Source organism: Aeromonas bestiarum (assembly GCF_000819745.1).
GTDB lineage: Bacteria > Pseudomonadota > Gammaproteobacteria > Enterobacterales > Aeromonadaceae > Aeromonas > Aeromonas bestiarum.
In genome coordinates this window covers 15,224-34,540 of sequence record NZ_CDDA01000015.1, presented here as the reverse complement: position 1 = coordinate 34,540, position 19,317 = coordinate 15,224, and the positions used below count along the sequence as shown (strand labels likewise).

The following is a 19,317-nucleotide window of genomic DNA, read 5'->3' as shown; positions in this document are numbered from 1 at the left end:
ACTGCGCTCCTGACCTTAGAGACCTTTCTTCTGCTTGTAATCGGCGATGGCGGCCTTGATGGCGTCCTCAGCCAGAATGGAGCAGTGGATCTTCACCGGCGGCAGGGCCAGTTCTTCGGCGATGTCGGTGTTCTTGATGCCGGCGGCTTCGTCCAAGGTCTTGCCCTTGACCCACTCGGTCACCAGGGAGCTGGAGGCAATAGCGGAACCACAGCCATAGGTCTTGAACTTGGCATCTTCGATGATGCCATCGTCGCTGATCTTCAGCTGCAGCTTCATTACGTCGCCACAAGCCGGGGCGCCAACCATGCCGGTCGCAATGTTGGGATCGTTCTTGTCGAAGCCACCTACGTTGCGGGGATTCTCGTAGTGGTCGATTACTTTTTCACTGTAAGCCATATCTAACTCCTGCTAATTCCGTTGATCACTGATCCTGTGGATCAGTGATGAGCCCATTCGACCGTGTTCAGATCGACGCCGTCTTTGTACATCTCCCACAGGGGAGACATCTCGCGCAGACGACCGATGGAGTCACGGATAAGCTTGATTGCGTAATCAATCTCTTCTTCTGTGGTGAAGCGACCCAGACTGAAACGGATGGAGCTGTGCGCCAGCTCGTCGTTCAGACCCAGTGCACGCAGCACATAGGAGGGCTCCAGGCTGGCCGAGGTACAGGCAGAGCCGGAAGAGACCGCCAGATCCTTCAGCGCCATGATGAGGGATTCCCCTTCCACATAGGCGAAGCTGACGTTCAGGTTGCCCGGCACACGCTGTTCCAGGTCACCGTTGATGTAAACGGCTTCGATGTCCTTGATGCCATCCCACAGACGCTGACGCAGGGCCATGATGCGTTGACCTTCACTCACCATCTCTTCCCTGGCGATGCGGAAGGCTTCGCCCATGCCGACGATCTGATGGGTCGGCAGGGTGCCGGAACGCATGCCGCGCTCATGACCGCCACCGTGCATCTGGGCTTCCAGACGAACGCGCGGCTTGCGGCGCACGTAGAGGGCACCTATGCCTTTGGGGCCGTATACCTTGTGGGCGGACATGGAGAGCAGATCCACTTTCAGGGCTTCCACATCCACCGGGATCTTGCCCACGCTCTGGACTGCGTCCACGTGCAGCAGGATCTTGCGGGAGCGGCACAGATCGCCGATGGCGGCAATGTTCTGCACCACGCCGATCTCGTTGTTCACATGCATGATGCTGACCAGAATGGTGTCATCGCGCAGGGCACCTTCGATCTGCTCCAGAGTGAACAGGCCATTCGGCATCGGCTCGAGGTAGGTCACCTCATAGCCTTCACGCTCCAGCTGGCGGCAAGTATCGAGTACTGCCTTGTGCTCTGTCTTGGAGGTGATGATGTGTTTGCCCTTGCCAGCATAGAAATGGGCAACGCCCTTGATGGCGAGGTTGTTGGATTCAGTCGCGCCGGAGGTGAAGACGATCTCGCGCGGGTCGGCACCGATCAGCTCTGCCACTTGATTACGGGCCAGGTCTACCGCCTCTTCGGCTTGCCAGCCAAAGCGGTGGGAACGGGATGCTGGATTGCCGAACAGGCCATCCATGGTGAGACACTGCATCATTTTTTCTGCGACACGCGGGTCCACCGGACAGGTTGCCGAATAATCAAGGTAAATAGGCAGTTTCATGTTTTTCTCCGTTACAGCCAGGGTCACACATCGACCGACTGTGGAAAGCACGTTTGTTTATAGTTGGACTTTCAAGCTCACATCGCCGCGTTCTGCCCGATCAACCAGGGACAACACGGTTTTCATTTGTTCGTCTTGCTTGCCGGCGATCCGGCGCACATCCGCCTGACCCACCAGCTCTGCCAGGGTGATATCCCCCAGGAAACTGGAAATGCGCTCGCTGAGATCACGCCACAGGGAGTGAGTGAGGCACTGGGTGCCGCCGTGACAGCCACCTTTGCCGAGGCACTTGGTGGCATCCACCGACTCGTCGACCGCGGTGATCACCTGACCTACCGAGATGGCGTCAGGGGCCAGACCGAGGCGATAACCGCCACCCGGGCCACGTACGCTGCTCACCAGACCATGCTTGCGCAGGCGGGCAAACAGTTGTTCCAGATAGGACAAGGAGATGCCCTGGCGTTCTGAAATATCAGCCAGGGGCACGGGCCCCTGCTCTGCATGCAACGCCACGTCGAGCATGGCAGTCACAGCGTAACGTCCTTTTGAGGTCAGTCTCATATGCCTTACCGTCTTGCGAACCAATCAATATGGGCATATGGTCACATACCCGACTAAAACAGTCAAGTATATGGTTGAGTAAACCAGTCAGGTTTAATCCTGCGGTTTCGGCTTCTGTACCGAGGTCAAAATGCCGCGCAGAATGTTGAGTTCCACCGTTTCCGGACGGGCTCGATTGAACAGGCGACGCAGCTTGCTCATCACCTGCCCCGGATGATCATCGGCGATGAAACCCGTCTTGAGCAGGGTCTGCTCCAGGTGCTGATAGAAGCCTTCCAGCTGATCGGCACTGGGATAATCCGCCTCGCTCTCCACCTCGGGAGCCTGATCCTGCAACCAGTGCATCCGCACTTCGTAGCAGATGGTCTGCACCGCCATGGCCAGATTGAGGGAGCTGTATTCGGGGTTGGCCGCAATGGCCACGTGGTAGTGGCACTTCTGCAGCTCGTCGTTGGTGAGGCCGGTGCGTTCACGACCAAACACCAGAGCCACCGGATGCTTCACGCCCTCCACCACAGCCTTCTCCCCCGCTTCGCGAGGATCCAGCATGGGCCAGCTCAGGGTCCGGGAACGGGCGCTGGTGCCTATGACCAGACCACAATCGGCAATGGCTTCATCCAGCGTCGAGACGATACGGGCATTGGCCAGGACATCGCTGGCCCCTGCCGCCAGGGCCATGGCGTTGTCATCTGGCAGGGCCTGCGGATCAACCAACACCAGTTGAGTCAGTCCCATGGTCTTCATGGCGCGCGCCGCAGAGCCCATGTTGCCGGTGTGAGAAGTGTTTACCAACACGATACGAATCTGATCCAACATGCCCAGTCAATCTTCAGTCAAAAATGGCGCGCAATTGTAACATAGCCAATCGCTATTTTGGCACCGTAAAAGGCGCGCCATTTCACAACAAAACCATCATTGTGTAGAACAAAGCATCATGAGCGGAGGCTGACCGCAGGCTAAACTTGGAGGATGAGTGGATCTAGGAGCGGAGGCAACATGTACCCGCGCTGGCTTTATGAGAGGTTACCAGTCTGCTATCTGCTGACCGCGGTCGGCACGCTCACGCTTACCCAGACCCCCTTGCTCTGGCTGGCGGGCAGCCTGTTGTTTGTCGCAGGTGCCGTCATCTGGATGATGCGCTCCAGCTATCGGCGCACCGATCTGGTCATCTTTCCAACCAAACGCTGGTTCCAGCCGGAGTGGCTGTACGAGGCGCAGCCCTTCGTCTGGCTGGCGCTGGGCCTGTTGCTCTCCCGCCTCCCCAACGCCACTGCCCTGCTGGCCTTGCTCCCTTGCGTCTGGGCCTGCCGCTGTCTGTGGGCACGCAGTCACTATCGCCACCATGCCGGTGGCCTGGCATCACACCTGAGACGGGACTCCGCCCGTCGGCGCAGAGTGCGGTTCCTGCGCTGACGCGGTTCGTGCCCGTTCGATGAAGGTGGCAAGATCCATCAGCGGATAGCGCATCAGGCTCGGCAAGCCAGCCAGATCCAGGCTGTCCATCAGGTTCTTCACCTCCAGTCCCAGCTCGGTATCCCCTTCAATCTTCAGCTTGCGCTGAAAGAAGAGGGAATCGGGATCTTCCTTGCGACCGGCGATCAGAATGAGGTCGTTGGTGGTGCCGCTGAAGCAGACATCCGCCCGCTCACAATCGCGGGCCACCACCAGTTTTCCATCCTGTTCGCTGATGAACCAGCACAGCTCGAGATCCGATACCTCGACCTTGAGCCATTTGCTGGCCAGAAACTCGAAGTCACCATCCTGGATGGCTTCCTTGAACACCCGCGCCAGCAGGCGCTCCATCAGGTTCTGCTGCAGCGCAAACGGCACCAACTTGAGAGGGCGGCGCAGAAAGCGGGGAGCCTGTTCGACCAGGCGACATTGCAGTTGTTGAAACACGATAAACTCCCAGTTTTTTGCGCATTCAAACACAGGGCCACGCTCTGGATCCTGTTGGAAATCAAACTTGTGCCGACTTACCTCAAGAAGGGTAAAGCCACACAAAGCTGCCTCAGGTCAAAAAGTGGGAAGGCATCGATGAATACAATCGGGCCACTTTTGCATTTTTTGCCCTCTCGGAGCGTACCCGATGGAATTACTCTGTCCGGCAGGCAGTTTGCCGGCACTGAAAACAGCCGTGGATAACGGGGCCGATGCGGTTTACATCGGTTTCAAGGATGACACCAATGCCCGCCACTTTGCCGGCCTCAACTTCACCGACAGCAAGCTGGAAAAAGCGGTGGACTACGTGCACCAGCATGGCCGCAAGCTGCACATCGCCATCAATACCTTCGCCCACCCGGGCTCGGATGCCAGATGGAAGCAGGCTGTGGACCGGGGGGTGGCACTCGGTGCCAACGCCCTGATCATCGCCGATCTCGCCGTGCTCGATTACGCCAGTCGCCATCATCCGGACATGGAGCTGCATGTCTCTGTGCAGGCCAGCGCCACCAATGCCGCTGCCATCCGCTTCTATCAGCAGCATTTCAACGTCGGCCGGGTGGTGTTGCCACGGGTGCTCTCCATGCATCAGGTCAGACAGCTGGCCCGCGAGACCGATGTCGGCCTCGAGGTGTTCGCCTTTGGCAGCCTCTGCATCATGGCCGAGGGGCGCTGCTATCTCTCCTCCTACATGACAGGCGAGAGTCCCAATACCGTGGGTGCCTGCTCACCGGCCAAGTTTGTGCGCTGGGAGGAGACGCCGGCTGGCCTCGAGTCCCGCCTCAACGAGGTGCTGATCGACCGTTACGGCCCGGGTGAAAACGCCGGTTACCCGACCCTGTGCAAGGGTCGCTTCGAGGTGGATGGCCAGACCTACCACGCCCTGGAGGAGCCGACCAGCCTCAACACGCTCGGCCTCTTGCCCGAGCTGTTCCAGACCGGGATCCAGTCGGTCAAGATCGAGGGGCGCCAGCGCAGTCCCGCCTACGTGGAGCAGGTCACCCGGGTCTGGCGCGCGGCCATCGATGCCTACCAGGCCAATCCAGAGGCTTACAGCGTCAAGGCCGAGTGGGATGCCCAGCTCGCCCGCGTCTCCGAGGGGAGTCAGACTACCCTGGGTGCCTATCATCGTCAGTGGCAATAAAGGAGCTCAACCACATGCAATTCTCTCTCGGGCCTCTGCTCTTCTACTGGCCCAAGGCCGACACCCTGGCCTTCTACGACGCCGCGGCACAGAGCCAGGCGGACATCATCTATCTGGGGGAAACCGTCTGCAGCAAGCGCCGCGAACTGAAAGTAGATGACTGGATCGCCCTCGCCCGCCAGGTGGCGACCTCGGGCAAGCAGGTGGTGCTCTCCACCCTGGCGCTGATCTCGGCCCCCTCGGAGCTCAAGGAGGTGAAGCGGCTGGTCGACAATGGCGATCTCATGGTCGAGGCCAACGATCTGGGCACGGTACAACTTGCCAGGGAGGCGGGGCTCCCGTTTGTCTGCGGCCCGGCCATCAATGCCTACAACGCCGACGTGCTGCGCATGCTGCTCAAACAGGGGATGACACGCTGGGTGATGCCGGTGGAGCTGTCGCGCGACTGGCTGGTGCAGCTCAATCAGGATCTGGGCAGCGCTCGCCAGCAGTTCGAAGTGGAGGTGTTCGCCTACGGCCACCTGCCGCTCGCCTACTCGGCGCGCTGCTTCACCGCCCGCTCCCTCGACAAGCCCAAGGACAGCTGCGAGCTCGCCTGCATCCACTACCCCACAGGCCGGCTGGCCAGCAGCCGCGAGGGGCAGAAGGTGTTCAACCTCAACGGTATCCAGACCCAGTCCGGCTACTGCTACAACCTGGGCAACGAGCTCAAAACAATGGATGGTCTGGTGGACGTGGTGCGCCTCTCTCCCGAAGGGATGGGGACACTGGAAATGCTGGCCAGCTTCAAGGCCAATGTGCAGGGTCAGGCTCCTCTCCCCCTGCAGCAGGAGCGAGACTGCAACGGTTACTGGCGCCAGATCCCCGGCATGAGCCTGGTGGAATAACACTACTCCCATGCCAGAGTGCAGACAGGCCTGGGCGCGGTTGCCACGGAGGCTGGTGCCAAATATCCCCGGCATAAGCCTGCTGGAATAACACCGCATCCATGCCAGAACGCAGACAGCAAAAAGGCCTCATTGTGAGGCCTTTTTTACATCGCGAGAGCCTGCAATCAGGAGGCCTGCTTGCTGCTCTTGCCCTGTGCACTCTGGGCACCCGGCGGCAAGGGTTTGCGCGCCATCAGCTCCAGCTCGAGCAGGGCATACCTGTGCTCGATGAAGTCGTACACGTTGTTGGCGAGTGCCAGCTTGAAGTAGCTGATGGCTTCCTTGCGGTTGCCCTTGGCCAGTTCAAACTTGCCGAGGTAGAAGTAGGTTTCACACAGGCGCTCGGCAAGTTCCCGGTTGTCCTTCACCCCTTTCACCACGTTGCCCATCAACTGGGTCGCATTGAGCTCGCCTGTGTAGAGGCGAACCAGATCCCAGTTCCAGGCGTCGTCGTCATACTTGTTGAGACGCTCGCGCATCCGGCTCATGGCGGCCGGCGCATTGAGCTTCTGCTCGGCCAGATAGAGCCAGATCACCCGATAGGGATCTTCCGGCTGCGCTTCATAGAAGCGTTTCATATCGGCTGCGGCCAGCTCGGGACGATTGCCGTAATAGAGCGCTATGCCACGGTTGAGATAGGCATAGTCATAATCGGGAGCCAGCTCGAGGGCGGAATCAAATGCCTCGTAGGCTTCGTCATAATTCTGCTGCTGCACCAGATAGACGCCGATGAAGTTGTAGGCCTCGGCAAAATCCGGTTTCTCCCGCAAGGCCCGGTTGAAATCCAGCCTCGCTAGGGAGCGCAAGCCAACCCGATCAAACACCACGGCACGCTCATAAAACAGTTCAGCCCGTTGCTCTGTGGTCAATTCCATCTCACCGAGCATCTGCCCGAGTCGCGCCAACGCCAACTCGCTCTGGTAAGAGACCTGCAGGGGGGTCGCCAATACCAGTGAAGCGGGTTGCGGCTTGGGAACTTGAGGCGCTTCAACCTGACTGCTACTGCTGCAACCCCACATGGGGAGCAGCAACAGGATACCAAGGAGGTATCCAATCCCTTTCCTGACGTTCAATGAACACTCCGACGCTTACGCTTGACCCCGCATATGGTAAAGGTCAACCGACACTTTGTCATGTGGCTGATCCTCTCTCCCTCAAATAAATCAGGATTCGACAGGGTATCCGGCATCACACCAGCCCCGAAAGCCACCATCTACGCTGACAACCCGGCTATAACCCATCTTCTGCAGGTTATCCGCCACCAGGATGGAGCGAAAGCCCCCACCACAATAGAGATAGAGCTCGGTGGCCGGATCAGGATAGCGAGTCTCTATGTCACGCTCGATCACGCCGCGGCCCAGGTATTCGGCCCCGGGCAGATGGCCCCTTGCCCACTCGCTCTCTTCCCGCACGTCAATAAGATGAAAGGCGCGCCCCTCATCCTGCCAGCGTTTGATCTGATGCACGTCTGTCTCTTGCACCTGGGTGCGAACGGCCTCTACCAGCGCCAGAAAACGGGGATTGTGTTGCATGGCTTGCTCCTTGCCTTGGATGATAGGAGATGGGTAACGGGGAGCATAATGACTCACCCGGGCCATAAGAGAAAGGGCGCCTCGCGGCGCCCTTGTCGTTTACGGCAGGATCTCTTGCTGATCCGCGCCCTCTTTTTCCACCTGGGTCGGCAGCATGTGCTCCCGCTTGACCCCGAAGAACATGGCTGAGGCACTCGCCACATAGATGGAGGAGTAGGTCCCGAAGGCCACCCCGATCACCATGGCGATGGCAAAACCGTGGATCAGCGGACCGCCCTTGAGCAGCAGCGCCACTACCACCACGAAGGTCAACCCCGAGGTGATGATGGTCCGGCTCAGGGTCTCGGTCATGGAAAGATCCATGATTTCGCTGGTATTTCCCTTGCGCACCTTGCGAAAGTTCTCCCGCAGCCGGTCGAACACCACTATGGTATCGTTCAGGGAGTAACCCACCAGCGTCATCAGCGCCGCCAGCACGGTCAAGTCAAACTCGTACTGGAAGTAGGCGAAGATGCCGAGGGTGATGATCACATCGTGCGCCAGGGAGAGTATGCCCCCCATGGCCAGACGCCATTCGAAGCGCACCGCCACGTAGATCAGGATACAGATGATGGAGGCCAGCATGGCCAGGGCACCGTCGGTCGCCAGCTCGTCACCCACCGAGGGGCCGACGAATTCGACGCGCTTGAGCACGGCGCTCTGATCGATCAACTTGGCTGCAGCCAGCACTTCGTTACCCTGCTGCTCCACCTTGACCCCCTCTTTCGGGGTCATGCGCACCAGCACGTCACGGCTGGAGCCGAAGAATTGCAGGGTCGCCCCTTCAATCTTCTGCTGATCCAGCGCCTCGTGCATCTTGTCCAGGCTCACCGATTGCTGGAATCCCACCTCTATGGTGGTACCACCGGTGAAGTCCAGACCCCAGTTCAGACCCCGATCGAACAGGCAGAACAGGGCGAGTATCGTCAGCAGGGCAGAGAACACCATTCCCGACTTGGCGAAGCGCATGAAGGGGATAGGCTTTTCAAAATGTAGAATCTGAAACATGTCTCTTCCTTAGATCGGCAGCTTGTCGATGCGCCGTCCACCCCAGGCCAGGTTGATGATGGCGCGGGATACCGTGATGGCCGTAAACATGGAGGCACTCAGACCAATGCCCAGCGTCAGGGCAAAGCCCTTGATGGCGCCGGTGCCGATACCGAACAGGATCACGCAGGTGATGAGCGAGGTGACGTTGGAGTCGGCTATGGTCGAGAAGGCGCGGTCGAAGCCCAGATGGATGGCTTGCTGCACCCCGCGACCGTTGCGGATTTCTTCACGAATACGCTCGTAGATCAGCACGTTGGCATCCACCGCCATACCCAGCGTCAGGACGATACCGGCAATGCCCGGCAGTGTCATGGTGGCCCCGGGGATCATCGACATGATGCCGACGATCAGCACCAGGTTCATGGTGAGCGCCAGGTTGGCCACCCAGCCGAATGCACGGTAGTAGATCCCCATGAACAGCACGATCACCAGCATGGCCCAGCCGATGGCTTCCATACCGCTGTCGATGTTCTGCTGACCCAGGCTCGGGCCTATGGTGCGCTCTTCGACGATCTGGATCGGGGCTATCAGGGCACCGGCACGCAACAGCAGCGCCAGGTTGTGGGCTTCGTTGGCGTTGTCGATACCGGTAATGCGGAACTGGCTGCCAAGACGCGACTGGATAGTGGCGACGTTGATCACCTCCTCCTGCTTGCGGAACTTGCGTTTGCCATCCGGACCCGGCTGACCAACCGGCTTGTATTCGATGAACACGGTAGCCATGCCTTTACCGACGTTGTCCTTGGTAAAGTTGGCCATCTTGTTGCCACCCTGGCCATCGAGCTTGATGTTGACCTGGGGACGGCTGTATTCGTCGAAACCAGACTGGGCACCCACTATGTGGTCACCGGTCAGTATGATGCGCTTTTGCAGCACGACGGGACGGCCGTTGCGATCGTTGTAGACCTTGGAGCTCGGTGGCACCCGGCCATCGGCGGCAGCCTGGATGTCGGCAGTCTCATCGACCATGTGGAATTCCAGGGTCGCGGTCGCGCCCAGGATCTCCTTGGCACGGGCCGTGTCCTGAATACCGGGCAGTTCCACCACGATGCGCTCGGCACCCTGCTGTTGTACCAGCGGCTCGGCCACACCCAGCTCGTTCACCCGGTTACGGATGATGGTGATGTTCTGCTCGAGGGCGTACTTCTTCACTTCCTTGATCTTGGCTTCACTCAGACCCGCCAGCAGGATGAACTCATCCCCCTTCTGCTCTGTGGTAAAGGTCAGATCAGGGTTCTGACGACGCAGGTGAGAGACCGCCTTGGCCTGATCCGCTTCATCGCGGAACAGCACCTGTACCTGATCACCGGCCCGGCGCACGCCGGAATAACGGATCTTCTGGGTACGCAGCTCGGCGCGGAAATCCTGCACCATCTGCTCTTGCTGCTTGGTCAGCGCCTCGGCCATGTCCACTTCCATCAGGAAGTGCACGCCGCCGCGCAGGTCAAGACCCAGCTTGAGCGGGTTGGCACCGATGGCTTCGAGCCAGGCTGGCGTGGAGGGTGCCAGGTTGAGAGCGGTAATGAAGTTGTCGCCCAGCTTGTTGGCGACGACGTCGCGCGCCTTGAGCTGTTCTTCGGTGTTCTTGAAACGGATCAGAATGAAACCGTGTTCGAACGCAGCATGCTTGACCGGGATCTGAGCCGCATCCAGCGTCTCTTTCACCAGATCAAGCGTCTCTAGCTTGACTTCGGCACCCCGGCTGGCAGAGATCTGCAAGGCCGGGTCTTCGCCGTAAAGATTGGGGGCTGCATATAGAAAACCGATGGCGATCACGAAGACCACCATCAGGTATTTCCACAGCGGATAGCGATTTAACACGCTGTGCTCCTCGGGAGATTAAAGGGACTGAATAGAACCCTTGGGCAGAACGGCAGAGACGAAATCACGTTTGATGGTGACTTGAGTCTGATCATTCAGGGCCAGCACCAGGTATTCGCTATCGGCGGAGACCTTGGCAATCTTGCCGACCAGGCCACCGGAAGTGAGCACTTCATCACCCTTGGAGAGGGAGCTCATCAGATCACGATGAGTCTTGGCGCGCTTGGCCTGGGGACGATAGATCATGAAGTAGAAAATAAGGCCGAACACGGCCAGCATGATGATCATTTCCATACCACCACCCTGTGCACCCGGAACTGCGCCTTCTGCATACGCCTTGGAGATAATGCTCATTTAACAACCTCTTATTGATGTAGATTTGAGAACTGGCTTATATATCGTTGTTATTTCACGTCATTTTCAGCTAACGGAGGCACAGGCTTCCCTTGCCGACGGTAAAACTCAGCTACAAAGTCGTCTAATTTACCCTGCTCGATCGCGTCCCGCAAACCCTGCATCACACGCTGGTAATAACGCAGGTTGTGAATGGTGTTCAGACGGGCACCGAGGATCTCGTTGCACTTGTCCAGATGGTACAAATAGCTGCGGGTGTAGTTCTTGCAGGTGTAGCAATCACAATCGGCATCCAGGGTACTGGTGTCGCTGCGATACTTGGCGTTGCGGATCTTGACCACACCATCTGTGGTGAACAGATGGCCGTTGCGGGCATTGCGGGTCGGCATCACGCAGTCGAACATGTCGACCCCGCGGCGCACCCCTTCCACCAAGTCTTCCGGCTTGCCCACGCCCATCAGGTAACGCGGCTTGTCGGCCGGAATTTTCGGGCAGACGTGCTCGAGGATGCGATGCATATCCTCTTTCGGCTCACCCACCGCCAGACCACCGACCGCATAACCGTCGAAGCCGATCTCCAGCAGGCCGTTGAGGGACACATCCCGCAGCTCTTCATACACGGAGCCCTGAATGATGCCGAACAGGGCATTCTTGTTGCCCAGGGCATCAAACTTGTCGCGCGAGCGCTTGCCCCAGCGCAGGGACATCTCCATGGACTTGCGCGCCTCTTCGTACGTGGCCGGATACGGGGTGCACTCGTCGAAGATCATCACGATATCGGAGCCCAGATCGTACTGGATCTCCATGGATTTCTCGGGGTCGAGGAAGATCTTCTCGCCATTGATGGGGTGACGGAAGTGCACGCCCGCCTCGGTGATCTTGCGAATGTGCCCCAGGCTGAACACCTGGAAACCACCCGAGTCGGTCAGGATCGGGCCCTGCCAGTTCATGAAGTCATGCAGATCGCCGTGGGCGCGCATCACTTCCTGCCCCGGCCGCAGCCAGAGGTGGAAGGTGTTGCCAAGCAGGATCTGGGCACCTGTCTCGCGCACTTCTTCCGGGGTCATCCCCTTGACGGTGCCATAGGTACCGACCGGCATAAAGGCCGGGGTCTGCACTGTGCCGCGCTCAAATACCAACTGGCCGCGACGGGCACGGCCGTCGGTGGTTTTCAGTTCAAATTTCATTGCTACCTCGTTGCGTCAGAGAAACAGTCTGACAATAGAGAGCCCGAAGGCCCGGTATAAAGGGCGAGGCTTATGCCACCGCCCGGCGACGGGTGACGAACATGGCGTCCCCGTAGCTGAAGAAACGGTAATTTTCGGTCACGGCCGCCTGATAGGCCGCCATCACGTGATCGTACCCGGCGAAAGCGCTGACCAGCATGATCAGGGTCGACTCCGGCAGATGGAAGTTGGTGACCATGGCATCGACCACCTGGAACTGGTAGCCGGGGAAGATGAAGATGTCGGTGTCGCTGAAAAACGGCGCCAGCGGCTTGCCTTGAGCCAGGCTCACCTTGGCGGCGCTCTCCAGCGATCGCACCGAGGTGGTGCCCACCGCAATCACCCGGCCACCGCGGGCGCGCGTTGCGGCTATGGCATCCACCACCTCCTGCGGCACTTCGGCATATTCCGAGTGCATGTGGTGATCTTCAATCTTGTCCACCCGCACCGGCTGGAAGGTCCCCGCCCCTACATGCAGGGTGACGAAGGCCGTTTCAACCCCCTTGGCACGGATCTTTGCCAGCAGCGGCTCGTCGAAGTGCAGGCCGGCGGTCGGCGCCGCCACGGCGCCCGGCTTCTGGTTGTAAACGGTCTGATAGCGCTCCTTGTCGGCATCCTCATCGGGCCTGTCGATATAGGGCGGCAGCGGCATGTGGCCTATGGCTTCCAAAATCTCCAGCACAGGGCGCGGGTCCTGGAAATGGATCTCGAACAGGGCATCGTGGCGGGCCCGCATCTCGGCTTCGACTTTCTCACCGTCGGGCCCACCATCCAGAATGAGACGGGTGCCGGGCTTGGGCGATTTGGAAGAGCGCACGTGAGCCAGCACGCTGTGTTCGTCCAGGATGCGCTCCACCAGCACCTCCAGCTTGCCGCCGCTGGCCTTCTGGCCAAACATGCGCGCCGGAATGACACGGGTGTTGTTGAATACCAGCAGATCGCCGGGGTTGAGCTGGTCCAGCACATCCACAAATTGACCATGGCGCAGGGCGCCGCTTTGACCATCGAGCTGCAACAGGCGGCTGGCGGTACGCTCTGCCATCGGATAGCGGGCAATCAGCTCGTCTGGCAGATCAAAATGAAAATCGGATACTTGCATCTTTCACCTCGGGGGAATCGGCGGCTAGTCTAGTTATCCCCCTCTTCCAAGGCAACCCAAAAGACCAAAAACCCAAGAGAGACAAGGGATAGCGAGCAATTATGTGAAGCAGGGCCAGTTAAAAAACCTTTAAGGTTTTGTATTGACCCTGATCATGTTTTGCCTGTGAGGGCTGGGCTAGGGTGAAAGCAGATACACAAGGAGGCCCACCATGATGACCTTATCCGAGATCATGACAGAACATCCCTTCACTCTGGGTCCGGAAAACAGCGTCAAGCAGGCGATGGATCTGATGCAGCAGGAGCGGATCCGCCACATCCCCATCGTCGACGAACACCATCACCTGCTGGGTCTGGTCACCCTCACCGACATCCTGGCCACCCGCGAGTCCAAGCTGCTGCTCATCAACCCGGAGCGGGAAGCGGAATTCACCGACAGCGTCCAGCTCGACGAGATCATGACCCGCCAGGTGGCAAGCGTGGATCCCCACGCCGGCATCAAGGAGGCGGCGCTCTACCTGCAGCGCCACAGATATGGCTGCCTGCCGGTGCTCAAGGGGCGTAAACTGGTGGGCATAGTCACGGAGTCGGATTTCATTGCGGTTGCCATCAACCTGCTCGAACTGATGGAAGAACAGGAGCCGCCCGGCGATTTCTGATCTTTAAATAATGTAATAAAATTACAATAAAAGCGTTTTCAGCGCATGAAATCGGCAATAAAGCTGAAAGTCTTTCATTTTGATTGAAAATTTACATCATAACCTTGCTTTGTGATCTGCATCACACTATTATCTCCCCCATGCAATAGTTGCCGAGGGGGAGACGAGGGATTGTGCACCCAGCCTCTTCCTCTCATATGTCTGCAAGTTTGCACACCCCGTAGTTAGTCTTTGCTGTAAAGCTTTTGTTTATATAGCCATTCCTTGTTTGATGACCCGGCCTTGTCCTTACGACAGCGCCGGGATTTTTTTTATCTGCACCATCCTGCCCTGCCCCGGGCCCCCTCTTTTTGCGTGTTTCGCCCAGCACGTCACAGCCACACCTCATCTCCCCCGAGAAAGATGCCCATTCGACCCTTGAAAAACCCAAGAGCCGCACAGATGTTGAATCTCGACAAGGGGTTACCTCTGCATGTCAGAAATATTCATGTTAGGTACAGCAGCGGTAGGTTATCTAATAGATAGATTGAAGTGATTCAAAATTGCGGCTTTAACCGATTAGGAGAAGCCCCTATGATGAATCCATCGAACGTTAAACGCCTGGTCCGGACAGACTCTTCAACACCAGACAGGCATATGTACATCACCAAGGAGCTAATACATGTCTACCTACATCAACACTGAAATCAAGCCGTTCAACGCCACCGCCTACCACAATGGCAAATTCGTTCAGGTGTCTGACGCTGACCTGAAAGGCAAGTGGTCCGTGGTGTTCTTCTACCCGGCTGACTTCACCTTCGTTTGCCCGACCGAGCTGGGTGACCTGGCTGACAACTACGCCGAATTCAAGAAGCTGGGCGTCGAGATCTACTCCGTCTCCACCGACACCCACTTCACCCACAAGGCGTGGCACGACACCTCCGACACCATCCAGAAGATCCAGTATCCTATGATTGGTGACCCGACTGGCGCCATCACCCGCAACTTCGGCGTCATGATCGAAGAAGCCGGTCTGGCTGACCGCGGCACCTTCGTCATCGACCCGCAGGGCATCATCCAGATCGTTGAAATCAACGCTGGCGGCATCGGCCGTGACGCCCTGGAACTGCTGCGCAAAGTCAAAGCGGCCCAGTACGTTGCTTCCCACCCGGGTGAAGTCTGCCCGGCCAAGTGGAAAGAAGGCGATGCCACCCTGGCCCCGTCCCTGGATCTGGTAGGCAAAATCTAAGCCTCCCCGCTCTGAAGACCGGCCCATTCAAGGGCCGGTTTTGTTTACGGACCTCAGAAAAGGCGCCGGTCTGCTTTCTGGCCTGACAAAACGCCGACCCGCAATCAAAAGAAGGAATTCGAAGATGTTGGATACCAACCTCAAACAACAGCTGAACACCTATCTGCAGTACATCGTCAATCCCATCGAGATCAGCGTGTCCGGCAATGACAGTGACAAATCCGCAGAGCTGCTGGCATTGGCCAGCGAGATCGCCGAGATGTCCCCCAAGATTATCCAGACCTCTGGCACCAATACCCGCAAGCCTTCCATGAGCATCGCGCCCCAGGGCCAGGCCCCGCGCGTTCATTTTGCCGGCATCCCCATGGGTCATGAATTTACCTCCCTGGTGCTCGCCCTGCTGCAAAGCGGTGGTCACCCCTCCAAGGCCGATCCGGCCGTGCTGGAGCAGGTCAAGAACCTGAAGGGCGAGTTCCATTTCGAGACCTATATCTCCCTCTCCTGCCACAACTGCCCGGACGTGGTGCAGGCACTGAACCTGATGGCGACCCTGAACCCCGGCATCACTCACACCATGATCGACGGCGCCCTGTTCCAGGATGAGGTGAACGAGCGCCAGATCATGGCGGTGCCGAACGTCTATATGAACGGTCAACCGTTCAGCCAGGGTCGCATCTCGCTGGAAGAGATAGTGGCCAAGCTCGACACAGGCGCCGCAGAACGCAAGGCTGAAGAGCTCAATGAAAAAGCGCCTTACGACGTGCTGGTGGTGGGCGGTGGCCCGGCTGGCGCCGCGGCTGCCATCTATGCCGCCCGTAAAGGCATTCGCACCGCCATCGTCGCCGAGCGTTTCGGTGGTCAGGTGATGGACACGGTAGGCATCGAGAACTTCATCTCGGTGACCTACACCGAAGGCCCCAAGCTGGCCGCGAGTCTGGAGCAGCACGTCAAGCAGTACGGCGTGGAAGTGATCACCGAACAGCGCGCCGCCGCCATCAGCAAGGATGGCTATGTGAACGTGGAGCTGGCCTCCGGCGCCACCTTGAAGAGCCGCGCCGTGATCCTGGCGACCGGTGCCCGCTGGCGTGATCTGAACGTGCCGGGCGAGCTCGAGTACCGCACCAAGGGCGTGGCCTACTGCCCGCACTGCGACGGCCCCTTCTTCAAGGGCAAGCGGGTGGCGGTGATCGGTGGCGGTAACTCAGGCATAGAAGCGGCCATCGATCTCGCCGGTATCGTCGAGCACGTCACCGTGGTGGAGTTCGCCGACACCTTGCGCGCCGACGAGGTGCTGCAGAAGAAGGCCCGCTCCATGGGCAACATCGACATCATCATGAGTGCCCGCACCACAGAAGTGATAGGTGATGGCAGCAAGGTGGTCGGCATGGATTACGAAGATCGCACCACCGGCGAGATCAAGCACCTGGCGGTCGCCGGTATCTTCGTGCAGATCGGCCTGGTACCGAACACCGAGTTCCTCAAGGGGAGTGAAGTGGCACTGACCCGCTTCGGCGAGATCGAGATCGATGCCAAGGGCGCCACTTCCCTGCCCGGTGTCTACGCCGCAGGCGACGCCACGACGGTGCCGTTCAAGCAGATCATCATCTCCATGGGCGCAGGAGCGACCGCTGCGCTGGGGGCATTTGATTACCTCATCCGCAATGCGGCGCCGGACGCCACCGAGACATCCGCCAAGGCCGAGGCCGTGACCGCCTGATAGTCTCCGTTACCAATAAAAAGCCGGCTCCCTGGAGCCGGCTTTTTTTATCCGCGTGATTCAGCGACCGCTAGCCGGCCTTCATATCCTGCGGCCCGGACGACTCAGGCGTGGCATAGCTGGCAGGCACCGCCTCCCCCGCCAGATCCGTTCTCGGCTCCAGTTCGGCGGTCATGGGAGTATTGGGCGGTACCGGCATAAACACCTGATGATCGGTCAGCGGAATGGGGGCCCGCTGCCGCTTGCGCCAGCCCAGATACGCCGTCAGCAGGGTGCCGCACAGGGCGAAGTAGACGAACAAGCCCTGCGGCCCGAACTGCAGCATGACGAAAGGTGCCAGCAGCGGCCCTATCATGGCCCCCAGGCTATAGGCGAGCAGCAGCCCCTGATTGGCCCCCAGCACCTGATCCGGGCGCAGCTCATCGCAGGCGTGACTCAGGCTCAGGGGATAGATGGAAAACGCCATCCCCCCCAGCAAGAACACCAGAGTGCCGGTGACAGGCTCGCGCCACTCCTCCGGCAACAGCACCATCAGCAGGGCGAGCAGGGTCAGCACGGCGCCGAGCAGCAGGATCACCAGCCGCCTGTCATAGCGATCGGACATGCGGCCTATGGGATACTGCAGGCACATGCCCCCCAGGATCACCAGCGCCATCATGTCCGCCACCCGCGAGAGCGAAGCCCCGCTATCGGTAAAATAGAGTGGCAGCAGGCCGTAGATGGCACCGAGGATCAGGCCCGAAGTGAAGCTGCTGCCCATGCCCGCCGGGGTGAGCCGCACCAGCTCGATCACCCCGACCGGTTGGGGCGCCACCATGGCGGGCGTCGCCACCCGGGAGAGCGCCAGCGGCACCACAGACAGGGTGGCTGCCATGGCGCACAGGGCAAACGGGGTCAACACCATGGGATCCACCCACTTGAGCAGCAACTGGCCCATGGCCAGGGATCCATAGAGCAGTATCATGTAGAGCGACATCAGCCGCCCCCGGTTGGCCGGGGTGCTGGAGACCAGCATCCAGGACTCCAGCACCACGAACAGGCCGCCGGTGGCAAAGCCACCCAGCAGCCGCAGCGCAGCCCAGCTGACGGGTTCCACCACCATGCCGTGCAGCAGGAACAGAAAACAGAGCAGGGAGGCGTAGGCCGCATAGGCCCGGATATGGCCGACCCGTATGATGAGGCGAGCGTTGACGAAGGCCCCCAGCACCAGGCCGCCGAAATAGGCGGCCGACACCAGACCTATGGCCTGCACCGACACCTGCTCGGCCGAGAGTCGCACCGTCAGCAGGGTATTGAACATGCCGTGGCCCAGAATGAATATCACCAGACTGGCCAAGGGTGACAACAACCTTGTGAGTGTCATGGGGTCTCCCTGTAGGGCTAAACAGCCATGGTACCGTTTGCTTCCCGCCCACTTCAACCCAACCGGCCCCGCCACGGCCGGACTATCCTTGATGAGACCCACCATTGAGGTAACCAAGATGAAACCTGTCCTGTTATTGATTGGCCTGCTCTTTGCCGGCAGTGCCCTCGCGTTTCACTGCCCCGCAGACATGAAGAAGATCGATGATGCCCTCGCCGCAGGCCCCGCCCTCAGCGCTGAGCAGCTGGCCGAGGTGAAGCAGCTGCGCGCCGAAGGCGAGGCACTGCACAAGGCGGGCAAGCATCAGGAATCCGTCGATACCCTGGCCAAAGCCCTGGCCCTGCTCGCACCGGCCAAATCCTGACGCAGCTCGAGGCTGAGGTTGTCCGATGCGGGGCAACGGCATGTGACTCACAAAGAAAAAGCCCCCGCCAACTGGCGGGGGCTTTTTACTGGCAACAATCCGGACTGCGCTACAAGTGCAGGCACATCGGCCTCCGGCTGGCATCATGAGCGGCGGCTCTCCCCCTCCCCTTCATAGCGGTAGCGGCCGCTCTTGCACCACGCTCTTCATGACTAGGGTCGAGGTGAGGCGCTGAACACTGGGCAGGGCCGACAATTGCTCATCATACAAGCGCTGGAAGGCGGAAAGATCCCGGGTAATGACGTTCAACAGGTAATCGGGATCACCAAACAGCCGCTGCGCCTGGATGACCTGAGGGATCGCCATGACGGCCTGCTCGAATGCGGCAACGGCCTGACGATCCCCCTCTCTCAGAGTAACAAACACGATGGCGTAAAAGTTCAGACCCAGGTTGGCGGGGTCGAGCTGCGCACGATATCCCCTGATCACCCCCGTCTCTTCGAGGGCCCGCACCCGCCGGTGACAGGGCGAGACGCTCAGCCCGATCCGCTCGGCCAGCTCGGTGACGGAAAGACGACCGTCTGACTGGAGCTCGGCAAGGATACTGCGATCAACCTTATCCATTTGGAAGATATT

Annotated in this window: 21 protein-coding genes; 7 read left to right on the top strand and 14 right to left on the bottom strand. The window is 59.3% G+C overall.

Annotation, left to right across the window (positions count from 1 at the left end; genetic code table 11):
- Positions 1-15: 15 nt before the first annotated feature.
- From iscU to trmJ, 4 genes are all read right to left on the bottom strand, one after another.
- On the bottom strand, positions 16-399 hold the full coding sequence (gene iscU, locus BN1118_RS07425) for a Fe-S cluster assembly scaffold IscU (RefSeq protein ID WP_005310405.1): 384 nt from the start codon (positions 397-399) through the stop codon (positions 16-18).
- Between the two features lie 41 nt (positions 400-440).
- Positions 441-1,655, bottom strand: coding sequence for an IscS subfamily cysteine desulfurase (locus tag BN1118_RS07420; protein WP_043136767.1), 1,215 nt, complete (start codon positions 1,653-1,655; stop codon positions 441-443).
- 57 nt (positions 1,656-1,712) lie between these two features.
- Positions 1,713-2,216, bottom strand: a complete 504-nt coding sequence (gene iscR / locus BN1118_RS07415) for a Fe-S cluster assembly transcriptional regulator IscR (RefSeq protein WP_042865866.1) — start codon at positions 2,214-2,216, stop codon at positions 1,713-1,715.
- Between the two features lie 93 nt (positions 2,217-2,309).
- Positions 2,310-3,032, bottom strand: a complete 723-nt coding sequence (gene trmJ / locus BN1118_RS07410; protein ID WP_043555285.1) for a tRNA (cytosine(32)/uridine(32)-2'-O)-methyltransferase TrmJ — start codon at positions 3,030-3,032, stop codon at positions 2,310-2,312.
- Positions 3,033-3,212: 180 nt separating this feature from the next.
- Between trmJ and BN1118_RS07405 the strand changes: the two genes are divergently transcribed.
- The gene (locus BN1118_RS07405) at positions 3,213-3,629 is read left to right on the top strand and encodes a hypothetical protein (protein ID WP_043555284.1); all 417 of its coding nucleotides are present in this window, start codon (positions 3,213-3,215) and stop codon (positions 3,627-3,629) included.
- On the opposite strand, the gene ubiT is transcribed toward BN1118_RS07405, so the two are convergent.
- On the bottom strand, positions 3,576-4,115 hold the full coding sequence (gene ubiT / locus BN1118_RS07400) for a ubiquinone anaerobic biosynthesis accessory factor UbiT (protein ID WP_043555838.1): 540 nt from the start codon (positions 4,113-4,115) through the stop codon (positions 3,576-3,578). The two genes, BN1118_RS07405 and ubiT, sit on opposite strands and share 54 nt — an antisense overlap.
- Before the next feature lie 190 nt (positions 4,116-4,305).
- Here ubiT and ubiU point away from each other — a divergent pair, with 190 nt between their 5' ends.
- Both ubiU and BN1118_RS07390 read left to right on the top strand, forming a co-directional pair.
- Positions 4,306-5,301 (top strand): ubiquinone anaerobic biosynthesis protein UbiU, encoded by a 996-nt coding sequence (ubiU, locus tag BN1118_RS07395; RefSeq protein WP_043555282.1) that lies wholly within the window; start codon positions 4,306-4,308, stop codon positions 5,299-5,301.
- 14 nt (positions 5,302-5,315) lie between these two features.
- Complete coding sequence (locus tag BN1118_RS07390) at positions 5,316-6,188, top strand: U32 family peptidase (protein ID WP_043555281.1); 873 nt, start codon at positions 5,316-5,318, stop codon at positions 6,186-6,188.
- A 167-nt stretch (positions 6,189-6,355) separates the two neighbouring features.
- Here BN1118_RS07390 and nlpI read toward each other — a convergent pair whose 3' ends face one another.
- The 7 genes from nlpI to queA form a co-directional block, all read right to left on the bottom strand.
- Positions 6,356-7,303: a lipoprotein NlpI gene (nlpI, locus tag BN1118_RS07385; RefSeq protein WP_280136097.1), complete on the bottom strand. Its 948-nt coding sequence runs from the start codon at positions 7,301-7,303 to the stop codon at positions 6,356-6,358.
- Between the two features lie 90 nt (positions 7,304-7,393).
- Positions 7,394-7,762 carry a rhodanese-like domain-containing protein gene (locus tag BN1118_RS07380; protein ID WP_043136782.1) on the bottom strand — a complete coding sequence of 123 codons (369 nt, stop codon included), beginning with the start codon at positions 7,760-7,762 and terminating at the stop codon, positions 7,394-7,396.
- Positions 7,763-7,861: 99 nt separating this feature from the next.
- A complete protein-coding gene (gene secF, locus BN1118_RS07375) occupies positions 7,862-8,809 on the bottom strand; it encodes a protein translocase subunit SecF (RefSeq protein ID WP_043136784.1) in 948 nt (315 codons plus the stop codon).
- Positions 8,810-8,818: 9 nt separating this feature from the next.
- Positions 8,819-10,672 carry a protein translocase subunit SecD gene (gene secD, locus BN1118_RS07370; protein ID WP_043555278.1) on the bottom strand — a complete coding sequence of 618 codons (1,854 nt, stop codon included), beginning with the start codon at positions 10,670-10,672 and terminating at the stop codon, positions 8,819-8,821.
- A gap of 18 nt (positions 10,673-10,690) precedes the next feature.
- The gene (gene yajC, locus BN1118_RS07365) at positions 10,691-11,026 is read right to left on the bottom strand and encodes a preprotein translocase subunit YajC (protein ID WP_043136790.1); all 336 of its coding nucleotides are present in this window, start codon (positions 11,024-11,026) and stop codon (positions 10,691-10,693) included.
- A 50-nt stretch (positions 11,027-11,076) separates the two neighbouring features.
- Positions 11,077-12,213, bottom strand: coding sequence for a tRNA guanosine(34) transglycosylase Tgt (tgt, locus tag BN1118_RS07360; RefSeq protein WP_042865859.1), 1,137 nt, complete (start codon positions 12,211-12,213; stop codon positions 11,077-11,079).
- Positions 12,214-12,283: 70 nt separating this feature from the next.
- A complete protein-coding gene (queA, locus tag BN1118_RS07355; RefSeq protein WP_043555277.1) occupies positions 12,284-13,351 on the bottom strand; it encodes a tRNA preQ1(34) S-adenosylmethionine ribosyltransferase-isomerase QueA in 1,068 nt (355 codons plus the stop codon).
- 211 nt (positions 13,352-13,562) lie between these two features.
- Here queA and BN1118_RS07350 point away from each other — a divergent pair, with 211 nt between their 5' ends.
- The 3 genes from BN1118_RS07350 (at position 13,563) to ahpF (ending at position 16,954) form a co-directional block, all read left to right on the top strand.
- The gene (locus BN1118_RS07350) at positions 13,563-14,009 is read left to right on the top strand and encodes a CBS domain-containing protein (RefSeq protein WP_043136795.1); all 447 of its coding nucleotides are present in this window, start codon (positions 13,563-13,565) and stop codon (positions 14,007-14,009) included.
- 661 nt (positions 14,010-14,670) lie between these two features.
- Complete coding sequence (gene ahpC, locus BN1118_RS07345; RefSeq protein ID WP_017411392.1) at positions 14,671-15,237, top strand: alkyl hydroperoxide reductase subunit C; 567 nt, start codon at positions 14,671-14,673, stop codon at positions 15,235-15,237.
- Between the two features lie 124 nt (positions 15,238-15,361).
- Positions 15,362-16,954 (top strand): alkyl hydroperoxide reductase subunit F, encoded by a 1,593-nt coding sequence (ahpF, locus tag BN1118_RS07340; RefSeq protein ID WP_043555274.1) that lies wholly within the window; start codon positions 15,362-15,364, stop codon positions 16,952-16,954.
- A 70-nt stretch (positions 16,955-17,024) separates the two neighbouring features.
- Here the strand turns inward: ahpF and BN1118_RS07335 are convergent, their stop codons facing one another.
- Positions 17,025-18,317, bottom strand: coding sequence for an MFS transporter (locus tag BN1118_RS07335; protein ID WP_043555273.1), 1,293 nt, complete (start codon positions 18,315-18,317; stop codon positions 17,025-17,027).
- A 118-nt stretch (positions 18,318-18,435) separates the two neighbouring features.
- On the opposite strand from BN1118_RS07335, the gene BN1118_RS07330 reads away from it, so the two are divergent.
- Positions 18,436-18,681, top strand: coding sequence for a hypothetical protein (locus tag BN1118_RS07330; RefSeq protein WP_043136802.1), 246 nt, complete (start codon positions 18,436-18,438; stop codon positions 18,679-18,681).
- 171 nt (positions 18,682-18,852) lie between these two features.
- On the opposite strand, the gene BN1118_RS07325 is transcribed toward BN1118_RS07330, so the two are convergent.
- Positions 18,853-19,305 (bottom strand): Lrp/AsnC family transcriptional regulator, encoded by a 453-nt coding sequence (locus BN1118_RS07325; RefSeq protein ID WP_043555272.1) that lies wholly within the window; start codon positions 19,303-19,305, stop codon positions 18,853-18,855.
- Between the last annotated feature and the right edge of the window lie 12 nt (positions 19,306-19,317).